Source organism: Paraburkholderia bannensis (assembly GCF_014200455.1).
Lineage (GTDB): Bacteria > Pseudomonadota > Gammaproteobacteria > Burkholderiales > Burkholderiaceae > Paraburkholderia > Paraburkholderia bannensis_A.
On the sequence record NZ_JACHBW010000033.1, the window covers coordinates 19117 to 41862 of the forward strand.

The window sequence follows — 22746 nt, forward strand, 5'->3', positions numbered from 1 at the left end:
ATTCATCATCAACGCGAATGGAGGGCAGGGACGATGCGTTTCATCAACAAGGTTGCCATCGTGACCGGAGCGGCCAGCGGGATCGGTCGCGCGACGGCGCGCAGGCTCTATGCCGAGGGCGCGTCGGTCGCGCTCGTGGACCGGCAGGCCGGCGCGCTCGCAGACGTGGCGGCGCAATTCGACGCCGCGCGCGTGTGGCATGGCGTCGTCGATGTGGCGCGCGAAGATGACGTAGCGCGCTGCGTTGCCGACGTGCGCGCACGCTTGGGCGAAATCGACGTGCTCTGCAACGTGGCGGGCATCGCCGGCGGCGATTATTCGAGCGTCGCCGAAACGGACACAGCGGTCTGGCAGCAGATTCTCTCCGTCAATCTGATGGGCGTGGTGCACTTCACCAAATGGGCCGCGCAGGCGATGACCGCGCGCGGCCAGGGGGCGATCGTCAATGTGGCCTCCGTGGCGGGCGTGCGCTCGGGCGCGGGCGGCAATGCGTACAGCGCTTCCAAGGCCGCCGTCATCAACCTCACGATGACGAGCGCCTGCGATCTTGCGGCTTCGCAGATCCGCGTGAATGCCGTGTGCCCCGGCCTGATCGAAACCGGCATGACAGCGCCTATATTCGAACGCGCACGCGAGTTGAACAAGACCGACCGGCTGGGCTATCGCTGCGAACTGCGCCGTCCGGGCCGCCCTGAAGAGGTGGCTTCCGCCATTGCCTTTCTTGCCAGCGACGACGCCAGTTACGTCACCGGCCAGGCGCTGCCTGTCGACGGCGGCAACACCGCTTCGCTGAATCTGCCTGGCATGAAGGTCTGAGCGCACCGCTCATGCGGCCCGCCTGCAACAGCGGGCCGCATGCCTCGCGCGGCAGAACGCGATCAGAACAAATGGCGGATGCCGAGGCTTGCGCCCACCGTCGAACCGTTCACTTCGTAGAGCGCGTTGTTGATCGACAGACCCGTATCCATGCGGCCGTGGTTGTTCACGTAGCCCACCTGGCCGTAGAGCGTCGTACGCTTCGAGAGGAAGAACTGCACGCCCCCCGAGGTCATGATCGAATGGTTCGCGCCATTATTGCCGTCGCGCGTGTACCAGACGCCCGCGTTCACGTTGAGGTAAGGCGTGACGAAGTAGCTCAGGCCGCCCGAATAAACGCTGTTGTCGAACGAGCCGGCCACCTTGTAAAGCGCGTAGGAGGCCGAAACGGCGAGGCCGTTTTCGAAGCGGTAGAGTGCGCCCAGCGTGCGGCCCACGAATTCCACGGTGCTCGGAACCGGCGTGCTGACCGCGCTGCCGCCCGAGTTGCCGTTGTAGAGCGCGCCGGTGAGCGTGAGGCCGCCCAGGTGATAACGCAGGCTCGCAGAATATTGCCGGCCCGCCTGGAAGTCGCCCGCCGAGCCGCCCAGTGCGATCATGGCCGCCGCCTGGATGCCGTAGATTTCCGGCGAGGTATAGGTGAGCGAATTGCTGTTGAAGAGGCCGGTGACGAAGACGTTGTTGACGTAGCTGACCAGACCGCTGCCGAAGTACGACATGCCGCGCGGGTCCGTATCGTAAAGCGACAGGAAGAACGGCGAATATTGCAGACCAGCCTTCATCGAACCATAGGGGCTGTTGATGCCCACCCATGCCTGGCGGCCGAACATATTGCCGTTCGAATTGTTGAACGCGCCGTTTGCCACGCTGATGCCGCTCTCCAGGGTGAAGACCGCGCGTATGCCGCCGCCCAGATCCTCGGCGCCGCGCATGCCGAAACTCGATCCCGTCATGCCGCTGTCCGTGAACGAAAACTGGTGGCCCTCGTTCTGGCCCGTCGACATATTCATGGTGTGGCTGGTATAGAGCAGCGAGGCATCGACAATACCGTAGAGCGTCACACTGCTCTGCGCGTGCGCGGCGCTTGCCATGCCCATCAGACCCGTCGCTGCGACCCCGGTGGCAAGCAGTTTCTTGCGTAGCGTATTACGTTTTGACATTTTGGAATCCTGATCGACTGGAATGGCTTGAAATTGGTTGGATCAGTGCACTTCTCTTGTCGCGGCGCGTCAGGGTGCGCGGACGTGGCGCATGGGCGCCATCCGTGCGGGTTACCGGCCTTGTTGAACAGCGTGTGGCCGGCTTCGACGCGTTACGCGAACGTCGTTACGGGGATTGCTGCGGTAATACGGGAAGGACGTCTTGCCGGTGAGGCCAGGTCAGGCGCGCAAGGAATAGGGCGGCGCGCCGCATGTCGGATTCGGATCGCAAGTTCAGGCTTTGCTCGTTCACCGATTGCCTCTCCAGATACCAGGTAGGGCTTGCAAGATTGTCCGGAATGTCTGTCAGACGGGGATTATTTTTGTACGGTCGTACGAAAACGTCACCCTGGGGGAAACGTGGGGGCGACACTCTAATTTTTATCGGGCGCCTGTGCAGGCGGCCCAGATTGTCGGATGCGCGACAATCTGCTGAGGATCGGTAAGGGCAGGAGTTCTATGCGGCGCGCAAATAATGATTCGGAGTCCATTTCAAATTGACGCGGCTCAAACCTTGAACGTCTGGCCCACTACCTCGGCGACGAAATCGATCACTGCGCGTATTGGCGGCGAGTGCCGCAGATCGTCGTGCACGACCAGCCAGATATCGAGCGAGAAGGCCTCGCCCGCCCACGGCAGGCGCTGCAGCGTTGGATCGGCGTCGCCCATGAACACGGGCAGGCCCGCCACGCCAACGCCGGTGCGCGCCACCGCCAGTTGCGTGGTGATGTCGCTCACTTCGCATACCACCGGCCGCGCGCCCGCCGCCGCCCGCAGCCATTGCTCGTGGGGCATGTCCGCGAGCCGCGCCTCGTAAGCGATGAAACCCCACTCGGCGGGCTGGTCCGCCGGCGCGTAGTCGCGGCTGGCGTAAAGCGCGAACGGCATCGTGCCTAGCTTGCGCGTGACATTGCGCGGCTCGTCGGGGCGCGCTAGCCGCACGGCGAGATCCGCTTCGCGCCGCCCCAGCGAGACGCGCTGCGCTTCGCTCGCAATCGACAACCGGATGCCGGGATGCCGCTGCGCGAACGCGCCCAGCGTGGTCGCGAAGAAGTTGCTCGCCAGCACCGGCGGCACGCTGATGGTCACCTTGCCGAGCATCGGCGACTGGGCCGCGCGCGCGAGCCGCTCGATGGCGAACGCTTCGGCCTCCATGCGCTGCGCCAGTTCGACGATCTGGCGGCCCGATGCGGTCAACTGGCAGGCGCGCGGCAGCCGGTCGACCAGACGCATTGCCAGATCGGTTTCCAGCGCGCTCAGACGCCGGCCGACGGTTGCGTGATCGACCTTGAGCTGCCGGGCGGCGGCGGAAAGGCTGCCCGTCTGCGCAACGGCCACGAAGAAGCGAAGATTTTCCCAGTCGAACATCGGTGCAATTTCTCCCATCTACTGTGCACGATTGGGGAATATTCGCACAGAACCGCAGCGCTTACGCTGTCGTTTTGCGACTCAAAGGCATAGCGATGCAAACCCTCACCTCAAAATCGCCCGATGCGCAGGCAGACGTGCGATCGGGCTTCGTACAGATCGCCGCGTGTCTGGGCTTCGTGGTGGTCTCGATCGACGTGAGCGTGGTCAATGTCGCGCTCGATGCGCTGCGCGTCGCATTTCACGCCGACGTCACCGGCCTGCAGTGGGTCGTGAACGCCTACGCTCTGGTGTTCGCATCGGCGTTGCTTTTGGCGGGGGCGCTGGGCGACCGCTTCGGCGCGAAACGCGTGTTCGCCGCGGGTTTTGCGCTCTTCACGTGCGCCTCGGTGGGCTGCGGGCTGGCGGGTTCGCTCGCGGCGCTGATCGGCTGGCGGCTCGCGCAAGGGGTGGGCGCCGCGCTGCTGGTGCCGAACTCCCTTTCGGTATTGCGCGAGGCGTTCCACGACGCCGGCGCGCGCAGCCGCGCGGTGGGCTGGTGGGCCGCGGGCGGCGGCATCGCGCTGGCGGCCGGGCCGGTGATCGGCGGCCTGCTGATCGCGGCCTTGGGTTGGCGCAGCATTTTTCTCGTCAACGTGCCGGTCGGTGCAATCGGGCTCTGGATGACGCTGCGTCACGCGCCGCGTTCGCATGGGCATCCGGGGCGCAGTCTCGATCCGCTCGGCCAGATTAGCGGCGCCCTCGCGCTGGCCGCGCTCGCCTTCGCGTTGACCGAGGCGAGCAGCCTCTCGTGGCAAAGCCCGTTGATCGTGGGCGCATTCGCCTTGAGCATCGTCTCGGGCGCGGCATTCGTGTGGCAGCAGGCGCGCAACCCCGCCGCGACGCTGCCGCCCGCGCTGTTCGCCAACCGCACGGTCGGCGGCGCGACGCTCATCGGCCTGATCGCAAATCTGGTGTTCTATGGCATCGTTTTCACGTTCAGCCTGTTGTTCCAGACCGTCTGGCACTTCACGCCCGAGCGCACCGGGCTGGCATTTCTGCCGATGATGGCGGTGCTCGTGGTGATGAACATCGCGGCGGGACGACTGGTGAATCGCGCGGGCGCGCGGCGGCTCATCATGGCGGGACTCGTGATGGCCATCGTCGGCTATCTGTCTATGCTGCCCGCGCTTGCCGCGCAGTCGTACGAATGGCTGATCGCGCCGATGCTGCTGGCGGGCGGCGGCATCGCGCTGGCGGTGCCCACGCTCACTGGCGCACTGCTGGCAGCGGTGAAGCGCGAGCAGTCGGGCATCGCCTCGGGGCTGCTCAACGCTGCGCGCCAGGTGGGCGGCGTGATGGGCGTGGCGCTGTTCGGCTTCCTCGTGCGCCATGCGCAGACCGCGCTGTTCCTGCATGGCGTGGTGCAGGCGCTGGTTGTGTCCGCAACGTTATTGGCGGTGGCGTGCGGGGTGGCATGGCGCACGCTGGAGAGCCGGGCGCGCCCGCTGGCCGGGACCGTGGCCCCGGCGTCGCATCAATGATCGTGCCTGACCTGGGGAAGCACGGGTTGCCGCGTCTTGCGGCTCAGCAGCAGGGCGACGATGGCGGAGAGGGCGAGGGTCGCCGCGACCAGTTGCAGACCGGCCGTATAACCGCCGGTCTGCGCCTTCAGCCAGCCTATCGCCGCAGGCCCGACGAAGCCACCCAGATTGCCGATCGAATTGATCATCGCGATGCCCGCCGCCGCGCCCGCGCCGGAGAGGAAGGTGCCCGGCATCGCCCACAACGGTGCTTTGGCCGCGCTGATGCCGACGTTCACAGTGACCAGCGCCAGCACGATCGCGAGCGCCGAAGTCGCCGATCCCGCAAACACGAAACCCGCGCAGGCCAGCAGGCAGGGCAGCACGACGTGCCAGGTGCGCTCGCCGGTACGGTCCGAGTGGCGCGCCCAGACGATCATCGCCACTACGGCCACGACGGCGGGAATCGCGTTGAGCAGCCCCGTTTGCAGCGCACTGAAGCCAAATTCGCGAATCATGAGCGGCGCCCACAGACCCAGCGTATACAGTCCCGCCGAGGTGCCGAAGTAAATCAGCGCGAGCGCCAGGACGCGCGGGTCGCGCAGCGCGCTCCACGCCGCCGCCGTGTGGCCCGTATTCGATTCGCGCAGGCGTGCTTCGTCGCGTAGTTGCGTGATCAACCAGTTGCGTTCATCGGCATCGAGCCAGCGCGCCTTGTCCGGTGAGTCGGTGAGCGCGCGCAATACGACCACACCGAGCACGACGGCAGGCACGGCTTCGATCAGATAAAGCAGTTGCCAGTCAGCCAGGCCCATGAATGGCGGCAATTGCATGAGCGCGCCGGAGAGCGGCGAACCGATTGCGGTCGAGATCGGCGCGGCCGCCATGAACCACGCCGCTGCAACGGCGCGTTGCCGTGCCGGAAACCATAGGCTCAGATAGAGAATGATGCCGGGGAAGAAACCGGCTTCCGCCACACCCAGCAGGAATCGCAAGGTGTAGAAACTGGCAGGACCACTAACAAAAGCGGATGCCGCCGAAACCAGACCCCAGCTCACCATCACGCGCGCGATCCACAGACGCGCGCCCACACGATGCAGGATCAGGTTGGACGGAATCTCGAACAGAAAATAGCCGATGAAAAAAAGCCCGCCGCCCAGCCCGAACGCCGCCGGTGACAGGCCGATTGCCTTGTTCATCGTGATCGCCGCGAAGCCCACGTTGACGCGGTCGAGAAAGCTCACGAAGTAAAGCAGCATCACGAACGGAATGATCCGCCACATGAGCTTGCGCGTGACGCGCGCGGCGATCTCGCTGCGGTCTGCGGCAGTATTCCCGGTAATGTCCGTATCCATGTCTCCTCCATTGGGGTGGGCGCGTGCGTGCGCGCCCCTTATCGCTCCGGTCACAACAAGGTGCTGGCGCCTATGCCGCCACGGCATCGGTCGCAGCGGCGATCGCGCCCGTCTTTTCGAGCAACGCGCAGAGCGCCGCCGTGACTTGCGCCGTGCTTGCATTGCCGCCCAGATCGCGCGTGTGCAGCGAACTATCGGCTGTCACCGCTTCGATGGCCTGCATCACGCGCGCGGCGGCTTCGGTTTCGCCCAGGTGTTCGAGCAGCATCACGACCGACCAGAACGTGCCGACGGGATTCGCCAGGCCCTTGCCCATGATGTCGAACGCCGAGCCGTGAATCGGTTCGAACATCGACGGATAGCGGCGCTCGGGGTCGATATTGCCGGTGGGCGCGATGCCCAGACTGCCCGCGAGTGCGGCGGCCAGATCGCTCAGAATGTCGGCGTGCAGATTGGTGGCGACGATGGTGTCGAGCGAGGCGGGCCGGTTGACCATGCGCGCGGTGGCGGCATCGACGAGTTCCTTGTCCCACTTGACATCGGGAAACTCCAGCGCGATCTGCTGCGCGATCTCGTCCCACATGACCATCGCGTGGCGCTGGGCGTTGCTCTTGGTGATGACGGTGAGTTGCCTGCGCGGGCGCGACTGCGCGAGGCGAAACGCAAAGCGCAGGATGCGCTCGACGCCCGCGCGCGTCATGATCGACACGTCGGTGGCGGCCTCGATCGGATGACCCTGATGCACGCGCCCGCCCACGCCCGAGTATTCGCCTTCGGAGTTCTCGCGCACGATCACCCAGTCGAGGTCGTTCGGGCCGCAGCGTTTGAGCGGCGCGTCGATGCCAGGCAGGATGCGCGTGGGCCGTACGTTCGCGTACTGGTCGAAGCCCTGGCAGATCTTCAGGCGCAGACCCCAGAGGGTGATGTGATCGGGCACGTCCGGGTCGCCTGCGGAGCCGAACAGGATCGCGTCCTTGTCGCGCAGTGCGTCGAGTCCGCCGGCCGGCATCATCACGCCGTGTGCGCGGTAGTAGTCTGCGCCCCACTGGAAGTCCTCGAACTCGAAGGCAAAGCGCTGCGTCGCGCGTGCGAGGGATTCGAGCACCTGTTGGCCGGCCGGCACGACTTCCTTGCCAATGCCGTCGCCCGGAATGGTGGCGATGCGATAAGTCTTCATGATGCGGTCCTGATCGATGCGACTGCGTGAGTCGGGTGAAAGAGGTGAGAGCGGGTGAACTCACTTTACCTAACTGGCAGTTCAGGAACCGGCGCTATACTCAAAGCATCTTTAACCTGAATTCACAAATCGAAAGGCGGCAAGACATCGTGGCCGAAACCGTTCAGCCCGGCGATCTGGGCTTTTTCTCGATGCTGGCCGCTTCCGGCAGTCTGAGCGCCGCCGCGCGCGAACTGGGCCTTACGCCCGCCGCCGTGAGCAAACGGCTCGCGCAGATGGAGCAGCGCGCGGGCGTGCCGCTCGTCAACCGCACGACGCGGCGCATGACGCTCACGCCCGAAGGCGAGGTCTATCTGGAGCACGCGCGCCGCATTCTCGACGAGATCGACGAACTGGCCGAATTGCTGGGCGGCTCGAAAGCGCATCCCAAGGGGCTGTTGCGTGTGAACGCGACGCTGGGTTTCGGGCGCAGTCATATTGGCCCGGCGATTTCGCGCTTTGTTTTGCGCTATCCGCAGGTTGAGGTGCAGTTGCAGTTGTCCGTGACGCCGCCGCCGCTCACCGACGATTCCTTCGACGTCTGCATACGCTTTGGCGAGCCGCCCGATGCGCGGGTGATCGCGCGACGCCTCGCGTCCAACCGGCGCTTGCTGTGCGCCGCGCCTGGGTATCTGGCACGGCGCGGTGCGCCCGTCACGCCGCACGATCTGGCGAAGCACAATTGCATCGGTATCCGCCAGGGCGACCAGGCGTATGGCGTTTGGCGGCTGACGAGCGAGCGCGGCAATGCACGCAGGACGGAGTCGGTGCGCATCCACGGCAATCTCACCACCAACGACGGCGAGATCGCCGTGAAGTGGGCGCTGGAGGGCCACGGCATTCTCATGCGTGCGGAGTGGGACATCCACGACTATCTGGCCGACGGCCGCCTCGTGCCGGTGCTGCCTGACTACGAAACGCCGGGCGCCGATATTTACGCCGTCTATGCGCAGCGGCACCAGCTTTCGACGCGCATTCGCGCATTCGTCGATTTTCTCGCCGTTGAACTGGGCGGCGCGCAGGAGCGCCTGGCCATGCCTGCGCATTCATAGGCTACATGGACGGCTTCTCGGGTGTCGCTACTGACGTGCGGGGACTAAATCGTTGGGGTTACCGGTAGCAATATATTCTCGCGTATATATCGAAACCTTAACCAGACGCTTGCGACGATGAGCCGTTCAGCTGGCGCTTGCGCCTGCGATTTTCGCGGTGCTGGCGCTTTCGGCGGGCATGCGGAAGGTGAAGCGCGTTTCGGTTTCGTCCGACTTCAACTCGACGCTGCCGCCATGCGCACGCGCGATTTCGGCGACGATGTACAGACCGAGTCCCAGGCCGCGCTGCTCATCGCGCACGTCGCCGCGCGTGAACGGCGCGAACAGCCGCGCGTGCAATTCGCGCGGAATCACCGGCCCCTGGTTGCTGACGCTGATCACCAGCGCGTCGTCGTCGCTGACGCACACCACGACGGGTGCGCTTTGCGAGCCATAGGTGAGCGCGTTCTTGACCAGATTGGAGAGCATGCGCGCCATATAGATCGGGTCGGTGGCGATCGGGCGCGCAATCGACATCGCGAGTTCGATCTGGCGATGCGGGTGCGCAAGGCGCAGCTCCTCCACGGCGTGGCGCAGCGACGCTTCGAGCCCGTCGTGTCTAAGACGCAGCGGCATGCCGTGGACCAGGCGGCTGCGGCTCGCATCGGAAATATCGTCGATGAGCGCCGTCATATGGCGCACGCTGCGGCCGATGGTTTCGGAGATCGCCCGTTCGCGCTCGTCGAGTTTGCCCAGGCGCAGCAGGCGCGCGCCCGCACCGATCGCCGCAAGCGGATTTCGCAGATCGTGGCCGAGCACGGCAAACGCCTGAATGGCGTCGATATCGCGTTGCGCTTCGGTGGTGGGGGCGGACGAACGCATGTCCGCATCGAGATCGGAAGCCGCGCTGCGCAGCACGAGCTGATGCCGGTCGAGCATCTCGCGCGTGGCGGCGGCGTCGATGCCGTCATGTCGATAGCTGCACATGCAGATCAGACGGCGACCGCGCACCATCTGCTGCACGCTCGACTCGTAAGCGAGGAAATCGTCCCATTGCGATTTTTCGACCCACGAGCAATTGCCGTTGGTGCGCAGCCCGCGATAACCGGCGTCCAGCGCTTTGCGCTCGCGTTCCAGCAATCCTGCGATCAGCGCGTCCGCGCGCAGCGCTTCGCCTTTCGCGTAGAACGCGCGCACATCCTGGATCTCGATCTGGCCTTGCTGCTCGCGCGCGTCCAGATCGGGCACGGCTTCGCGCAGGGCGGCGCGCGCGTCATCGGCGCCAAAGGGCGCTTCGGTCACCCACAGGCAGCACTCGTGATTGTCGAGGCCCGCCTGAAAGTAAGGGACGAGGACGTCGCGCAGGTCATCGGCCGAGCGATAGAGCTGGCCGATATGGCTGCCCCACGAAAGCAGCGGCAATGACGCAATGCCCGACGGTGCGTGGGATTGAGCGGGTTCTTCTTGCATGGTCCGACGGAGTAAAAAGGCGTGCCATTGGCGATGGCGTCGAGGCGGCGATACGTGGCCGCCGCCTCACATCTCAATATACTCCGTCTGCTAGATCGCGCGTCGGCAGAGCGGGGTCTTTCTCCCGTTTCATTGGTTTTCATTCACCGTGGATCGGTAAATATTTCCAAACCTATGCGGCCCGAATAGAGCACGACCCGGCACGGGGCGGGCGCAAGTGTTCAGGCGTCGAGTAGCACTCCACGCGTTCCGGGCCTTCAACGGGATTCGAGCAGCAGATACGCGCCGTCTTCCGACACGCCCGCATCGATGGGCGTGAAGCCCTGTGCTCGATAGAACGCCAGCGCGGCCGCGTTGCGCGTGAGACATTTGAGGCGATAGCGCTCGACGCGCCAATTCGGCAACGCGCGCAGCAAGGCCGGTCCTATGCCTTGCCGCTGGCGTGACGGCAGCACGAAGAGGTGATGGATAAAACGATCAGGTCTCCAGATCGAAATGAAACCGGTGAGATCCGTGCCGGCTTCGAGCGCCACCAGCACGTCTTCACCTTGGGTCTGGGTATCGAAATCGCCTGGCCGGAAGGAGCCGGCGGTCTGCCAGAAGAAGGTTGCGCGCCGGGTGTGCAGGAACAGTTCGCGCAATGCGGGCCGATCCTCAAGCGCGGCCGGCCGTATCGTCACGTTCCTCTCTCCCGGAACGCTTAACGGATCGTTCAACTGAACGCGCCGCTCTTTTGCGTCGCTTCGGGAAGCTGCCGCGTCTCGCGTATCGAAAGCGGATGCCAGAGTCGCGCGCCGCCCTCGATACCGCGATCGTTCGGCACCGTCGCCACGTTGGGCGGCAGATCGAACGCGAGCCGTTCGGCATTGCCGCCGCCGATCCACAGCCTGTCGTAATGAACCAGCGATTCGAGAATGCCGATCACCTTCTCCACGCGTCGATTCCAGCGCTTGTTGCCCGCTTTGCGGCGCGCGGCGTCGCCGATATATTCGTCGTACGCGTGTTTTTTGCTGACCGGATGATGCGCCAGTTCCAGATGCGGCATCAATTCGCCGTCGCGAAACAGCGCCGTGCCCGCGCCCGTGCCCAGCGTCAGCACGAACTCCAGACCGTGGCCTTCGATGGCGGCGAAGCCCTGCATTTCCGCATCGTTGATCATGCGCACGGAGTCTATGCCCAGCCGCTCGCCCAGCATTTGCGCAAGCGGCACGTCGCTCCAGCCTTGCAGGCCCAGATGCGGCGCGGTCAGCACATGGTTATTGCGTACGAAGCCGGGAAAGCCGATCGAAACACGCGCAGGCGAATATTGATCGACAAGCGGCGCGACCAGCGTATGTAGCGTATCGACCAGCAGTGCGGGCGGGCAGGGATGCGGCGTGGACACGCGCACGCGTTCGGTCAGCATGTGGCCTTGCGCATCGACGATGGCCGCTTTGAGGCCCGTGCCGCCGATATCGATGGCAAGGATGTTTTCGATCTTCGGCGCGGCAGTCTTTTTCGCGCTGCGCGTTGGCGTCGCTTTCGTGCTGGTTTTCGCGCGTGTAGTGGTTTTAGCGCTCTTTTTTGTGATCACAGGCTCCTCCGTGCTGGATTTACGACTTTTTAGGTTCTGATGGCGTAAGCGTACGCCATGCGCGGCCGTCCTGCGCGAGTAGTGCATCGGCCTCGCGGGGACCCGCGCTGCCCGATGCGTAGCCATGCACAGGCACCGCTTCGCCATTCTCGGGATGCAGCACGCCGTCCACGGCGGCCCAGCTGGCTTCGATGCTATCGGCGCGCTGGAACAGCGTGGCGTCGCCCAGCATGCAGTCGTAGAGCAGCGTTTCGTAGCCCACGTTGGCGTGCTGCGCGAAGAAGTCGTCATAGTCGAACGACGAGCGCACCGCGCCAATTTCCATCACCGGTCCTGGCGTCTTGACGTTGAAATCGAAGCTCGTACCGTGCGAGGGATCGATGCGCAGCGTGAGCACATTCGGCGTCAAGGCATCGACAGGCGTATCGCGAAAGAGGCGGAACGGCACGCTCCTGAGTTGCACCGAAATCTCGGTACGCCGCGCCGATAGCCGCTTGCCGGTGCGCAGATAGAACGGCACGCCCGCCCAGCGCCAGTTGTCGATATAGACGCGCGCGGCGGCATAAGTTTCCGTACTGCTGTCTTTCGCAACGTTGGGTTCGTCGCGATAGGCCACACCTTGCGGTCCTTGCTCATACTGGCCGAATACCACGTCTTGCGGCGTGAGCGGCTTGAGCGCATCGAAGATTTCGGCCTTCTTGTCACGCACCGCTTCGGCGTCGAACGAATTGGGCGGCTCCATTGCGATCATGCCGAGCAACTGGAACAGATGGTTCGGCACCATGTCGCGAAACGCGCCGGTCTGCTCGTAGAAGCTGCCGCGTCCCTCCACGCCGATCACCTCGGCGGCCGTGATCTGCACGCTGTCGATGTACTCGCGCCGCCAGATCGGCTCGAATAGCGCATTGGCAAATCGCACCGCCAGAATGCTCTGCACGGTGTCCTTGCCGAGAAAATGGTCGATGCGATAGATCTGCGATTCCCGCGCGAAATCCAGCAGATGCCGGTTGAGATCGCGCGCGGAGGCGAGATCGCTGCCAAACGGTTTTTCAATCACGATGCGCCGGAAGGCGGCGCCTTCGCCTTCGTCTTCTTTTAGCAGGCCCGCTCTACCCAGCCGTTCGATGATCGGCTTGAAAAAGCGCGCGCCCACGGCGAGATAAAACACGACGTTTGCTTTCGTCGGGCCCGAGCCGGAGAGTGTTTTGGCGAGGTTTTGATAGAGCGCGTCGTCCTCGAATTCGCCCGCCTGATAGTCGAGGCGTTGCGCGACCCAGTTCCAGGCGTGGTCGTCCAGCTTGCCTGCGTGGAAGGTGCTGGCCTTGTCGGCGGCGAACTGTTCGAGCGCGCTGTGCAGATCATCGCGCCATTGCTGGGTTTCGCGCTCGCCATGATTGACGCCGATGATGCGCATGCCGTCGTCGAGCAGGCCATCGACGGCGAGGTTGTAGAGCGCGGGCATCAGCAGACGTTTGGTCAGATCGCCGCCCGCGCCGAAGATCACCAGCGTGCAGGGCGGGGCGCGATGTTTGCCGGCAGGCGCCGCCGAGGACGCGGACCCGTCATGGGCATGGACAGGCACCTTGGCGCTGGCGCGCGCGGCGGGGGAGGCATCGGCAGACGCATTCGCAGTTTTCGTAGGCATGATTTCGCTTCGGCTATCCGTTTCGAATAAGAGTTGACCTGCGGCAATCAGCAAAATCGATACCTTGAATGACAACGCGCAGGGTCGTGTGGTTCCTTGTGTGAGGGTTCGTGAACGTAGGCTTTCTGTAAATCCGCGTAAGCCGAAATACCTGAAAACTGCCTGAAACGCCTCGTTCTGGTGCACCGCAGCGATTGCGCCGGGCTTGTTGGCAAGGTTCACGGAGCTGTATCGCAAGCTGAGGTAGCCTCTCGCAAAGCGCTCGATCTTTCGCGCGTCTTTGGGACGAATCCAGCGGTAAGCAAGCAACCGGAAAGCAGCAATCAGGCGACTGTTATCTTGACCAGATGGAGGCAAAACGATGGCAACGAAGCAAGCAACGCTCTATGTCCTGCAGGCCCGTCCCCCGGCAATCATCGCCCTGTGGCCGGACGGCTCGCACGAAGTGGTGCTCGCCAACCTCACGCGCACGCCCGACGGCATCAAGGTCGACGCCGAGAGCGAGGTGGTGTACTGGACCAACATGGGCACCGGCATTCATCTGATCGACGGCGATCCGGCCTCGGGCGCGGTGCCGCCCAACGACGGCACGATCGAGCGCGCGAATCTGGACGGCAGCGCCCACGAAGTGCTGGTGCCATCCGGGCTGGCCGGCACGCCCAAGGAACTCGTGCTAGACAAGGAAAGCGGCCACCTCTACTGGTGCGACCGCGAAGGCATGCGCGTAATGCGCGCGCGCCTGGACGGCAGCGAAGTGACGGAACTGGTGGTGACCGGCAATTTCCCCGCGGATACCGAAGACGCCACGCGCCACTGCGTGGGCATCGCGCTGGACAAGGCCAACGGCCATGTCTACTGGACCCAGAAGGGGCCGCCCGATGCCGGCCAGGGCCGCATCTTCCGCGCGGGCATCGACTTGCCTGCGGGCGCGCATCCCGCCCAGCGCCCCGATATCGAATGTCTGCTGGCCGATCTGCCCGAGCCGATCGACCTCGATATCGATCACGCCAACGGCGTGCTCTACTGGACCGATCGCGGCGACGACGCGCACGACGGTAATACGCTCAATCGCGCGCGGATTACCCCCGAAGGGCTGGTGGGGCACGAGGTGCTGGCGCGCGAGCTGAAGGAAGGGATTGGCGTGTCGCTCGACGCGCGTGGCCGCCGTGCGTTCGTGACCGATCTGGGCGGCAATGTGCGCGAACTGAATATCGACACCAAGGAAACGTCGCATTTCACGACGGTCGCGCATCTAGGGCCGCTCACGGGTATCGATTACATCGATTAGCCAGGCGATCCTCGTTTGACTGCCCGGCAGCGAAGTCGCACCGGGCGGTCGCGCCGGGCAGTTCCGCAACGGTGTGTCAGGTCAGCGAACTATTGGCATAACTCGCCGCGCCCGCGCGCTTGCCCAGTCGCTCCATATAGGCGCTCACGCCTGCCAGCTCTGGCTTCTCGAACGGCGTGCCGAGCCAGCGGTTCACCGACAATCCAACCGGAATATCGGCCAGCGAGAAGCTTGCGCCCGCAACGAAGGCGCCGGTCTCCTGCAAACGCGCATCGAGAATGCGCATATTGTGCGTCCATTGCGCGATCGACTTTTCGATTTCCTGCGCATCCTGATGCGCCGCCGACTGCCGTACCAGGGCGAGAAACGCATAACTCCACGAGCGGTTCAGATCGGTGGCCTGCCAGTCCATCCATTGATCGACACGGGCGCGCGCGAACGGATCGGAGGGATAGAGCGCCTCGCCGTCATAGCGCCCGGCCAGATAGCGGATGATCGAATTCGATTCCCACAGCACGAAATCGCCGTCCCTGATGACGGGCACGAGCGCGTTCGGATTCAGGGCGATGAACTCGGGCGCCTGCGTCGAGCGGAAACCCGTTCCCCAGTCTTCGCGCGTGAAGGGCAGATTCAGTTCGGCGCAGGTCCACAGCACCTTGCGGACGTTGATGGACGAGGTCTTGCCGAGAATTTCGATCATGGCGCGAGCGTGGTGAGGGCGGGGTGTCGATAATCGCGCGTTCACGTTCCGGGCGCAAGCGCGACGTCACGCTGTTGCTTCATGCTGCTTGAGATACGCCGCCACGAACTCCACAAAGACCCGCACCTTCGCGGACAGATTCAGGCGTTCCGGATACACCGCGTAAATATCGGCGGCGGGCAACGACCAGTCGGCGAGCAGGCGCGTGAGCTTGCGCGCATGAACATAGGGCTGCACGTCCCACTCGGAGCGCACGACGATGCCGTGACCATCCAGCGCCCATCGCAACGTCGCCTCGCCGTCATTGCTGCTCATCACACCATGGACTTTCACGAGTTCGTGGCGCTTGCCCTTGGTGAAATGCCAGGTGCCATAGGCGGTGTCGTTCTCGCGCAGCACGATGCAGTCGAGCGCGCGCAACTCGGCGGGCGTTTTCGGCACGCCATGCTGCGCGAGAAAAGCAGGCGAGGCGCACACAACCCGCCGGTTGCTCGCGATCTTCTTGCCGACCACGCGCTGATCCGGCAGGTCGCCAAAGCGGATGCCGACGTCGTAGCCTTGCTCGGCCAGATTCATCGGCCGGTCGGTGAGATCGAGCTGCACCTCTACCTCGGGATGCTGGCGGCGAAACGCCGATAGCGCCGGGACAATGTGACGCCTGCCAAAGCCGAAAGTGGCATTGACCTTCAGTAATCCTTGCGGTTTATCGCGGCTGCTGGAAACAAGGCGCTCAAGCTCCTGCACCTGCTCCAGCAGCTTTGTGCCGGTGGACAGATACAACTCGCCTTCCTGCGTGATCGCGAGCCGCCGCGTGGTGCGGTTCAACAGCTTCACGCCCAGACGCCTCTCGATCTGGCTCAGACGCGTGCTGATGGCCGGCGGCGTCACGCCCATGTCGCGCGCGAGCGCGGAAAGGCTGCCTTGCGTGACCAGTCGGGCAAAGAAGTCGAGGTCGGAGATCGGGTCCATTATTAAATTAGATTTAAGAGTGGCTTTAGTTGTGATCCATTTTAATGCGTGGACCGCCCAATTACACTAGCGCAAACGATCCGGACAGGCCTTTGTCCGGAGCCTGGAGGAAACGATGGGACAGACGCTTTACCAGAAGATCACAAGGGACCACACGGTCTTCCGCATCGACGATCAGCACGTCGCGCTTTACGCCGATCTGCACATCATGAACGAGTACACCAGCCCGCAGGCTTTCGGCGCGCTGGATGCGAAGGGGCTGGGCGTGCGCCGCCCCGAAAAGCAGATGGGCGTGGTGGATCATGTGATTCCCACGCACCCGGTAGCCGCGCAAAAGCGCACCATCATGATCGACGCGGCCGCGCATCAGGCCGCTAATTTCACGCGCAACTGCCAGAAACACGGCATTCATCTGTTCGACGTCACCGATCGCGAACAGGGCATCGAACACGTGGTCGCGCCGGAAATCGGCCTGATTCGTCCGGGCATGGTGGTGCTGTGCGGCGACAGCCACACGACCACTTACGGGGCGCTGGGCGCGCTGGGCTTTGGCATCGGCACCTCGGAAGTGGAGCATGTGCTGGCGACGCAAACGCTCGTCTATCGCGTGGCGCAGGACATGCGCATTCATGTCGATGGCGCGTTGCCGGACGGCACCACCTCGAAAGATCTCGTGCTCTACATCATTTCGAAAATCGGCGCGCAGGGCGCGCGTGGTTTCGTGGTCGAGTACACCGGTGCGGCCATTGCGGCGCTTTCGGCGGAAGCACGCATGACGCTGTGCAATATGACCGTCGAGGCGGGCGCGCGCGGCGCGCTGATCGCGCCGGACGATATCAGCGTGCAATACGTGAGCGAACGCATTCAGGGCTTTACGCGGGAGCAGATTGAAGCGTTCGCCGTGCAGTGGAAACAGATGAAATCGGATGCGCACGCAACGTTCGACGTCACGCACCGCTTCGATGCGGGCGAGGTCGCGCCTTTCGTGACCTGGGGCACCAGCCCCGATCAGGCCATTGCCGTCAACGCACGCATTCCCGCGCTCGCCGCCGATGCGCTCGAACGCAGCAACGCGCGCAAGGCGCTCGACTACATGGGACTCGACGCGGGCCAGGCGATCGATGGCCTCGCGGTCGATCACGTCTTTATCGGCTCCTGCACCAACGCACGCATCGAGGATCTGCGCGCGGTGGCCGCGATCGTGCGCGGGCGCAAGGTGGCGCAAACGGTGCGTGCTATGGTGGTGCCGGGTTCGGGCCGCGTGCGCGAACAGGCCGAACGCGAAGGCGTGGCGCAAACGCTGATCGACGCAGGTTTCGAGTGGCGTCAGCCCGGTTGTTCGATGTGCCTGGCGATGAACGACGACGTGCTCTCGTCGGGGCAGCGCTGCGCCTCAACCACCAACCGCAATTTCGAGGGCCGCCAGGGGCGCGGCGCACGCACCCATCTGATGAGTCCCGCGATGGCCGCCGCCGCCGCGCTGGCGGGCCGTATCGTCGACGTTCGCAAGGAGTTGCAGCATGGCTAGGCCGTTCGCAATCTCGGGCACGGCAGCGCCGTTGCCGCTCAACAATCTCGACACCGACCAGATCATGCCGAAGCAATTCCTGCTTGGCATCGACAAATCGGGGCTTGCCCAGGGCGTGCTCTACGATCTGCGCTATGACGCACAGGGCCAGCCGCGCGAGCGCTTCGTGCTCAATCAGCCGCAATACGCGGGTGCGAAGATCCTCGTGGCCGGATCGAATTTCGGCTGTGGGTCCAGCCGCGAGCATGCCGTGTGGGGTTTGCAGCAGGCAGGCTTCGAAGCGGTGATCGCGCCCAGTTACGGCGAGATTTTCTACTTCAACGCCAGCAATAACCGCTTGCTGGTGGTGACGTTGCCGCTTGAACAAGTCGAGGCGCTGGTTGCCGAACTTGAAAACAGCCCTGAAAAGAGTGTCACGATCGATGTGGAAAACGAAGTGGTCTTGACCCCTGCAGGTCAGCGCTATGCGTTCTCCTTGCCCACGCGCCAGAAGCAGATGCTGGTGGAAGGGCTGGACATGGTCCGCATGACCTTGCGCGACGCGGACAGGATCGCAGCCTTCGAAGCAGAACACGCGCGCGCGCGCCCGTGGTGCCGTATCGATTTACCAGCGCAGCAGCAACATCGCTGAAAACGTGCTTTAAAACTCCACCTCATTCCCATAACGAAAGCCGTCCGTGTCCGTGATATTCACGCGCGGCGCGGCAGGAGACAAACATGAGCATAGCCTCGGTTCGCGCGGAGGATGACGCCGCGCTGGAAACCCGCGTCGTGCGGCGGGTATCGCGACGCATCACGCCGTTCATCATCGTCCTGTATTTCCTGAGTTTTCTGAATCGCGTCAACGTAGGCTTTGCGGGCCTCACGATGAATCGCGACATCGGCTTGACACAGGCGATGTTCGGCGTGGGCGCAGGCATCTTTTTCGTGGGCTATATCGCGGCGGGCATGCCGTCCAACCTCGCCTTGCAACGCGTGGGCGCGCGCCGCTGGATCGCGTTCCTGATGGTGATGTGGGGCGCGCTGTCGGCGGCGACCGCATTCGCGAGCGGGCCTTACAGTTTCTACGGTCTGCGCCTCGTGCTGGGACTCGCGGAAGCGGGCTTTTTCCCCGGCATCATCCTGTATCTGAGCTACTGGTTTCCAGCGCGCCACCGCGCCTTCGTCACGGCGATGTTCATGACGGCCGCGCCGCTTGCCAATATGATCGGCTCGCCGATTTCGGGCGCGCTGATGACGCTGGAGGGCTTCGCGCATCTGCACGGCTGGCAATGGCTCTTTCTGGTCGAGGGTGCGCCCACCGTACTGCTGGGCATCGTTTCGTACTTCTATCTGATGGATCGGCCGGAACAGGCACATTGGCTCGCCCCCGCCGAACGCAACTGGCTTGCCGCCGAAATGCAGCGCGAGCGTGACGCCCGGGCGGCGCAAAGCCGCTCAAGCGTATGGAGCGCCGTGAAAGACCCGCGCGTGCTGCTGCTCGCGCTTGTCTACGCGGGCACCTCGGCGGGACTCTACGCCATCGGCATCTGGGCGCCGATGATCATCCATCGCTTTGGTTTCAGCTATGTCGAACTGGGCTTCGTCAACGCCATCCCGAACCTCTTTGCGGTGGTCACGATGGTGCTGTGGGCGCGCAATTCCGATCGTACCGGCGAGCGCCGTCTGCATGTGGCGATTGCCTGTCTCGCGGCGGGAATCGGCATGCTGATGTCCGGCTATGCGTCGAGCGCGGTCATGCTGCTGGTCGGGCTATCGATTGCAAACTTCGGCATCAACGCGGCCAAGCCGCCACTCTGGAGCATGCCGACGCAGTTCCTCAGCGGCTCGGCTGCTGCCGCGGGTATCGCGCTCATCAACGCGATGGGCAGCCTGCTGGGCGGCACCATCGGACCGATGGTGATCGGCAAACTGCGCGACGTCGGCGGCGACTATTCGCTGGGCCTGTACTTCGTGAGCGCGACGCTGTTTGTTTCGGCGCTGCTGGCGTATCTGTTCGGGGCGCGCCAACGCGGCCGGCAGGGCCCGCAGGAGCGCGCCGTGGCTCAACGCTGAGGGCGATCCCGCTAGAATGGCGATGATCCGCAGTTTCATCGCACTTAACTTTTGTCAGAGCCATTCCAGCGTGACGACCGCCACTCTCGACCAACTGCGCGCTGGGCAACTCGCCGGCGCGCGCCAACTCAAGCTCGCCTGCGGCTTGACCGGATTCCCGCGCGAGATTTTCGACCTCGCCGACACGCTGGAGGTGCTGGACCTGTCCGGCAACGCGCTGACGTCGCTGCCCGACGATCTGCCGCGTCTGAAGCGCCTGCGCATCCTGTTCGCTTCGCAGAATCCCTTTACCGAATTGCCGCCGATGCTGGGCGAGTGCGCCGCGCTGAGCATGGTCGGTTTCAAGTCGAACCGTATTCGCCATGTTCCCGCGAGCGCGTTGCCACCGCAGCTGCGCTGGCTGATTCTGACCGATAACGACGTCGAGACGCTGCCGCCGGAAATCGGCGCGCGGCCTCATCTGCAAAAGCTGATGCTGGCGGGCAACCGTCTGCGCGCCTTGCCCGAAACGATGGCCGCCTGCAGCAGGCTCGAATTGCTGCGGATTTCGGCGAATCAATTCGATGCCTTGCCCGACTGGCTGCTGGCCCTGCCGCGGCTTTCATGGCTCGCCTATGCGGGCAATCCGTTCAATGCGGCGCGCGAGCAGGCGGCCACCATGCAGTCGAGCGTGCCCGATATCGACTGGCATACGCTCGCGCTTGGACAGACGTTGGGCGAGGGCGCCTCGGGCGTGATTCATCGCGCGACGCGGCTGCTCAAGGACGGCCATCCGGCCCAGGCGCTTGCCGTCAAGCTGTTCAAGGGAGCGGTGACGAGCGATGGCTTGCCGGACCTGGAAATGGCGGCTTGTCTGAACGCAGGCCCGCATCCCAACCTCATTCCCGTGCTGGGGCGCATCGCCGGGCATCCGCTGGACGAACAGGGTCTCGCGATGGCGCTGATCGATCCCGCATTCCATAACCTGGCTGGGCCGCCCAGTCTCGATTCGTGTACGCGCGACGTCTACGCGGACGACGTGCGCTTCGACTGGACGGCGGCCCTGGGTGTGGCGCGCGGCATCGCATCGGCAGCGGCGCATCTGCATCGGCGCGGCATCATGCACGGCGATCTCTACGCGCACAACATCCTGCACGACGGGGCGGGGCACGCGTTGCTCGGCGACTTCGGAGCGGCGTCGTTCCATGATGCCGGCGATCACACGCGGGCACGCGCGTTCGAGCGCATCGAGGTGCGGGCGTTTGGGTGTCTGCTGGAAGAACTGGCTGAGCGTGCGATTACGGCTTCCGGCACCCACACTGCCGCGCTCGCGGCGTTGGCGCGCGACTGTCTGGGCGAGCGTGTCGAAGCGCGCCCGTCGTTCGACGAGATTATCGGGCGGCTTGACACGCTGATCTAAGGCTGCCGGAAGAGCCGACCGGCCCGCATGGCGATCTGCTCTGGCCGTCGCGCGAACGACGGCTGCCTTCCGCAATGCGAGCGCCCTACGGCTTGATAAACCTCAAAGTCATCCGGTCCGACTCCCCAATCGCCGCAAACTTAGCGCGATCGACTTCGCCGCCCTGGTACGTGGGTGGCAGCGACCAGACGCCGTTCGGATAATCTTTGGTGTCCTTCGGATTGGCATTGATCTCGCTGCGCCCGGCCAGCACGAAACCCGCTGCCTGCGCGTGCTCGATAACGTAATCCTCCGTCACATACCCGGAGTCGATCATCTGTTGCACCGTCGCGCCGCGCTTCGCGCGATGCTCTTCCACGCCAAGCACGCCACCCGGTTTTAGCGCAAGCCAGAACGCACGCAGGTTGTCGTCGATCTGGCCGTCCTTGATCCAGTTGTGGATATTGCGGAACGTGAGCACGCGGTCGAACTGTTCGTGCGCGTCGAAGCCATTGAACTGCCCGGCGTGCAAGCTGCCCACCTTGACATTGCCATAGAGCGCCGGGCTGGCGGCGAGCTTGCGCAAAAAGGCCGCGTCGGTATCGCGATCTTCGGCGGCAAGCTGCGGCGACGTGCTGATGTAATGGGCTTCGACGAGGTGGCCGTGGTCATGCAGCCAGGGCGCGAGGATATCCGTATACCAGCCGCCGCCCGGCGCAATTTCCAATACCGTTTGCGTCGGCTCCACGCCGAAGAACTGTAAGGTCTCTTTCGGATGCCGATAAACATCGCGAGCTTTGGCGCGCTCGCTTCGCTGCGGACCGGCGATTGCCGCGTCGAGCGAACTTGCACTCGCGGCCGGCGTTTGTGCCGGCTGTGCGGCTTGTTGCGTGTTCGTCGCGCAACCGGCGGCGAAGAGTGTGAAGGACGCCGTGGCGATGGCGGCAGCGCGCTTCAAACTATTTCGTGCGGGGACTCGATGACGTGGGATCGGGTTCATGAGCGAGGACGCGGGTTTTGAATAGACCACACGATACCCGGTTATCGGCATTCACGCTGGCCGGGCATCGTATGCCGAGTCACGGTGGCGGAGGGGGCGGGGCGTGCAGATGCCGCTCGTAGTGGATGAGGTCGTGCCACTCGCCCTGGAAATACATGCAGCGGGTGGCGCGGCCAAAGGCGCGAAAGCCGTTGCGTTCGAGCACGCGCGTCGATCCGGCGTTTTGAGGCCGCACGACGGCTTCAATGCGCGATAAACGCAAATCGCCCGTAGCCGCTTCCAGCGCGAGGGCGACCGCTCTTGATGCGTAGCCTTGTCCCGCGAACGCTTGGCCGATGCGATAGCCCAGCGTCGCGCGGTTGAAATACGGCCGTGTCACATCGACGAGATTCACTCTGCCGACAATCGCGTCGCCGGAACAGACGAGGTATGGGTAAGCGCGGTCTTTGGCGATATCGGCTTGCGCTGCGGCGATCGCGGCGCGCACGGCGTCAAGACTGTAATAGTCCGCGGGGCGAGCGTTGATCCAGTGCTCGAAGTAAGCGCGATTATCGATTTCGAATGCGAGAAGCGCATCGGCATCGTTCAGGGTTGGGTAGCGGATGGTGAGCATGAGCCAGGGGCGTTTGAGGATTCCCGGCGATTCTACAACC

General features: G+C 64.1%; 20 protein-coding genes. 8 read left to right on the top strand and 12 right to left on the bottom strand.

Annotation, left to right across the window (positions count from 1 at the left end):
- Positions 1-33 precede the first annotated feature (33 nt).
- The gene (locus F4827_RS32870; protein ID WP_183732770.1) at positions 34-816 is read left to right on the top strand and encodes an SDR family NAD(P)-dependent oxidoreductase; all 783 of its coding nucleotides are present in this window, start codon (positions 34-36) and stop codon (positions 814-816) included.
- A gap of 62 nt (positions 817-878) precedes the next feature.
- Here F4827_RS32870 and F4827_RS32875 read toward each other — a convergent pair whose 3' ends face one another.
- Together F4827_RS32875 and F4827_RS32880 are read right to left on the bottom strand one after the other, a co-directional pair.
- Complete coding sequence (locus tag F4827_RS32875; protein ID WP_183732772.1) at positions 879-1976, bottom strand: porin; 1098 nt, start codon at positions 1974-1976, stop codon at positions 879-881.
- 546 nt (positions 1977-2522) lie between these two features.
- The gene (locus tag F4827_RS32880; RefSeq protein WP_311735613.1) at positions 2523-3401 is read right to left on the bottom strand and encodes a LysR family transcriptional regulator; all 879 of its coding nucleotides are present in this window, start codon (positions 3399-3401) and stop codon (positions 2523-2525) included.
- Between the two features lie 77 nt (positions 3402-3478).
- Here F4827_RS32880 and F4827_RS32885 point away from each other — a divergent pair, with 77 nt between their 5' ends.
- On the top strand, positions 3479-4906 hold the full coding sequence (locus tag F4827_RS32885) for an MFS transporter (RefSeq protein WP_183732776.1): 1428 nt from the start codon (positions 3479-3481) through the stop codon (positions 4904-4906).
- Here F4827_RS32885 and F4827_RS32890 read toward each other — a convergent pair.
- Together F4827_RS32890 and F4827_RS32895 are read right to left on the bottom strand one after the other, a co-directional pair.
- Complete coding sequence (locus F4827_RS32890; RefSeq protein ID WP_183732778.1) at positions 4900-6240, bottom strand: MFS transporter; 1341 nt, start codon at positions 6238-6240, stop codon at positions 4900-4902. The two genes, F4827_RS32885 and F4827_RS32890, sit on opposite strands and share 7 nt — an antisense overlap.
- A gap of 70 nt (positions 6241-6310) precedes the next feature.
- Positions 6311-7417, bottom strand: coding sequence for a tartrate dehydrogenase (locus F4827_RS32895; protein WP_183732783.1), 1107 nt, complete (start codon positions 7415-7417; stop codon positions 6311-6313).
- Positions 7418-7566: 149 nt separating this feature from the next.
- On the opposite strand from F4827_RS32895, the gene F4827_RS32900 reads away from it, so the two are divergent.
- Complete coding sequence (locus F4827_RS32900) at positions 7567-8508, top strand: LysR family transcriptional regulator (protein ID WP_183732786.1); 942 nt, start codon at positions 7567-7569, stop codon at positions 8506-8508.
- A 126-nt stretch (positions 8509-8634) separates the two neighbouring features.
- Here the strand turns inward: F4827_RS32900 and F4827_RS32905 are convergent, their stop codons facing one another.
- The 4 genes from F4827_RS32905 to zwf all read right to left on the bottom strand — a co-directional run bounded on the left by F4827_RS32905 (position 8635) and on the right by zwf (position 13175).
- The gene (locus tag F4827_RS32905) at positions 8635-9957 is read right to left on the bottom strand and encodes an MEDS domain-containing protein (RefSeq protein ID WP_183732789.1); all 1323 of its coding nucleotides are present in this window, start codon (positions 9955-9957) and stop codon (positions 8635-8637) included.
- 257 nt (positions 9958-10214) lie between these two features.
- Positions 10215-10637 carry a GNAT family N-acetyltransferase gene (locus tag F4827_RS32910; RefSeq protein ID WP_183732791.1) on the bottom strand — a complete coding sequence of 141 codons (423 nt, stop codon included), beginning with the start codon at positions 10635-10637 and terminating at the stop codon, positions 10215-10217.
- 32 nt (positions 10638-10669) lie between these two features.
- Complete coding sequence (locus F4827_RS32915; protein ID WP_409258892.1) at positions 10670-11527, bottom strand: ROK family protein; 858 nt, start codon at positions 11525-11527, stop codon at positions 10670-10672.
- A gap of 22 nt (positions 11528-11549) precedes the next feature.
- Positions 11550-13175, bottom strand: coding sequence for a glucose-6-phosphate dehydrogenase (gene zwf / locus F4827_RS32920; RefSeq protein WP_183732794.1), 1626 nt, complete (start codon positions 13173-13175; stop codon positions 11550-11552).
- 361 nt (positions 13176-13536) lie between these two features.
- On the opposite strand from zwf, the gene F4827_RS32925 reads away from it, so the two are divergent.
- Positions 13537-14463 (top strand): YncE family protein, encoded by a 927-nt coding sequence (locus F4827_RS32925; protein WP_183732796.1) that lies wholly within the window; start codon positions 13537-13539, stop codon positions 14461-14463.
- Between the two features lie 76 nt (positions 14464-14539).
- On the opposite strand, the gene F4827_RS32930 is transcribed toward F4827_RS32925, so the two are convergent.
- Positions 14540-15163 carry a glutathione S-transferase family protein gene (locus F4827_RS32930; RefSeq protein WP_183732798.1) on the bottom strand — a complete coding sequence of 208 codons (624 nt, stop codon included), beginning with the start codon at positions 15161-15163 and terminating at the stop codon, positions 14540-14542.
- Positions 15164-15229: 66 nt separating this feature from the next.
- Positions 15230-16132 carry a LysR family transcriptional regulator gene (locus tag F4827_RS32935; protein ID WP_183732800.1) on the bottom strand — a complete coding sequence of 301 codons (903 nt, stop codon included), beginning with the start codon at positions 16130-16132 and terminating at the stop codon, positions 15230-15232.
- 115 nt (positions 16133-16247) lie between these two features.
- On the opposite strand from F4827_RS32935, the gene leuC reads away from it, so the two are divergent.
- The 4 genes from leuC (at position 16248) to F4827_RS32955 (ending at position 21114) form a co-directional block, all read left to right on the top strand.
- Positions 16248-17660, top strand: a complete 1413-nt coding sequence (leuC, locus tag F4827_RS32940) for a 3-isopropylmalate dehydratase large subunit (RefSeq protein WP_183732802.1) — start codon at positions 16248-16250, stop codon at positions 17658-17660.
- Positions 17653-18291, top strand: coding sequence for a 3-isopropylmalate dehydratase small subunit (leuD, locus tag F4827_RS32945; RefSeq protein WP_183732804.1), 639 nt, complete (start codon positions 17653-17655; stop codon positions 18289-18291). The genes leuC and leuD overlap by 8 nt, the downstream gene beginning before the upstream one ends.
- 86 nt (positions 18292-18377) lie before the next feature.
- Positions 18378-19715 (top strand): MFS transporter, encoded by a 1338-nt coding sequence (locus tag F4827_RS32950; RefSeq protein WP_183732807.1) that lies wholly within the window; start codon positions 18378-18380, stop codon positions 19713-19715.
- A gap of 70 nt (positions 19716-19785) precedes the next feature.
- On the top strand, positions 19786-21114 hold the full coding sequence (locus F4827_RS32955) for a leucine-rich repeat-containing protein kinase family protein (RefSeq protein WP_311675137.1): 1329 nt from the start codon (positions 19786-19788) through the stop codon (positions 21112-21114).
- Between the two features lie 85 nt (positions 21115-21199).
- Here F4827_RS32955 and F4827_RS32960 read toward each other — a convergent pair whose 3' ends face one another.
- Complete coding sequence (locus F4827_RS32960; RefSeq protein WP_183732813.1) at positions 21200-22093, bottom strand: class I SAM-dependent methyltransferase; 894 nt, start codon at positions 22091-22093, stop codon at positions 21200-21202.
- A 79-nt stretch (positions 22094-22172) separates the two neighbouring features.
- The gene (locus tag F4827_RS32965; RefSeq protein WP_183732816.1) at positions 22173-22706 is read right to left on the bottom strand and encodes a GNAT family N-acetyltransferase; all 534 of its coding nucleotides are present in this window, start codon (positions 22704-22706) and stop codon (positions 22173-22175) included.
- Between the last annotated feature and the right edge of the window lie 40 nt (positions 22707-22746).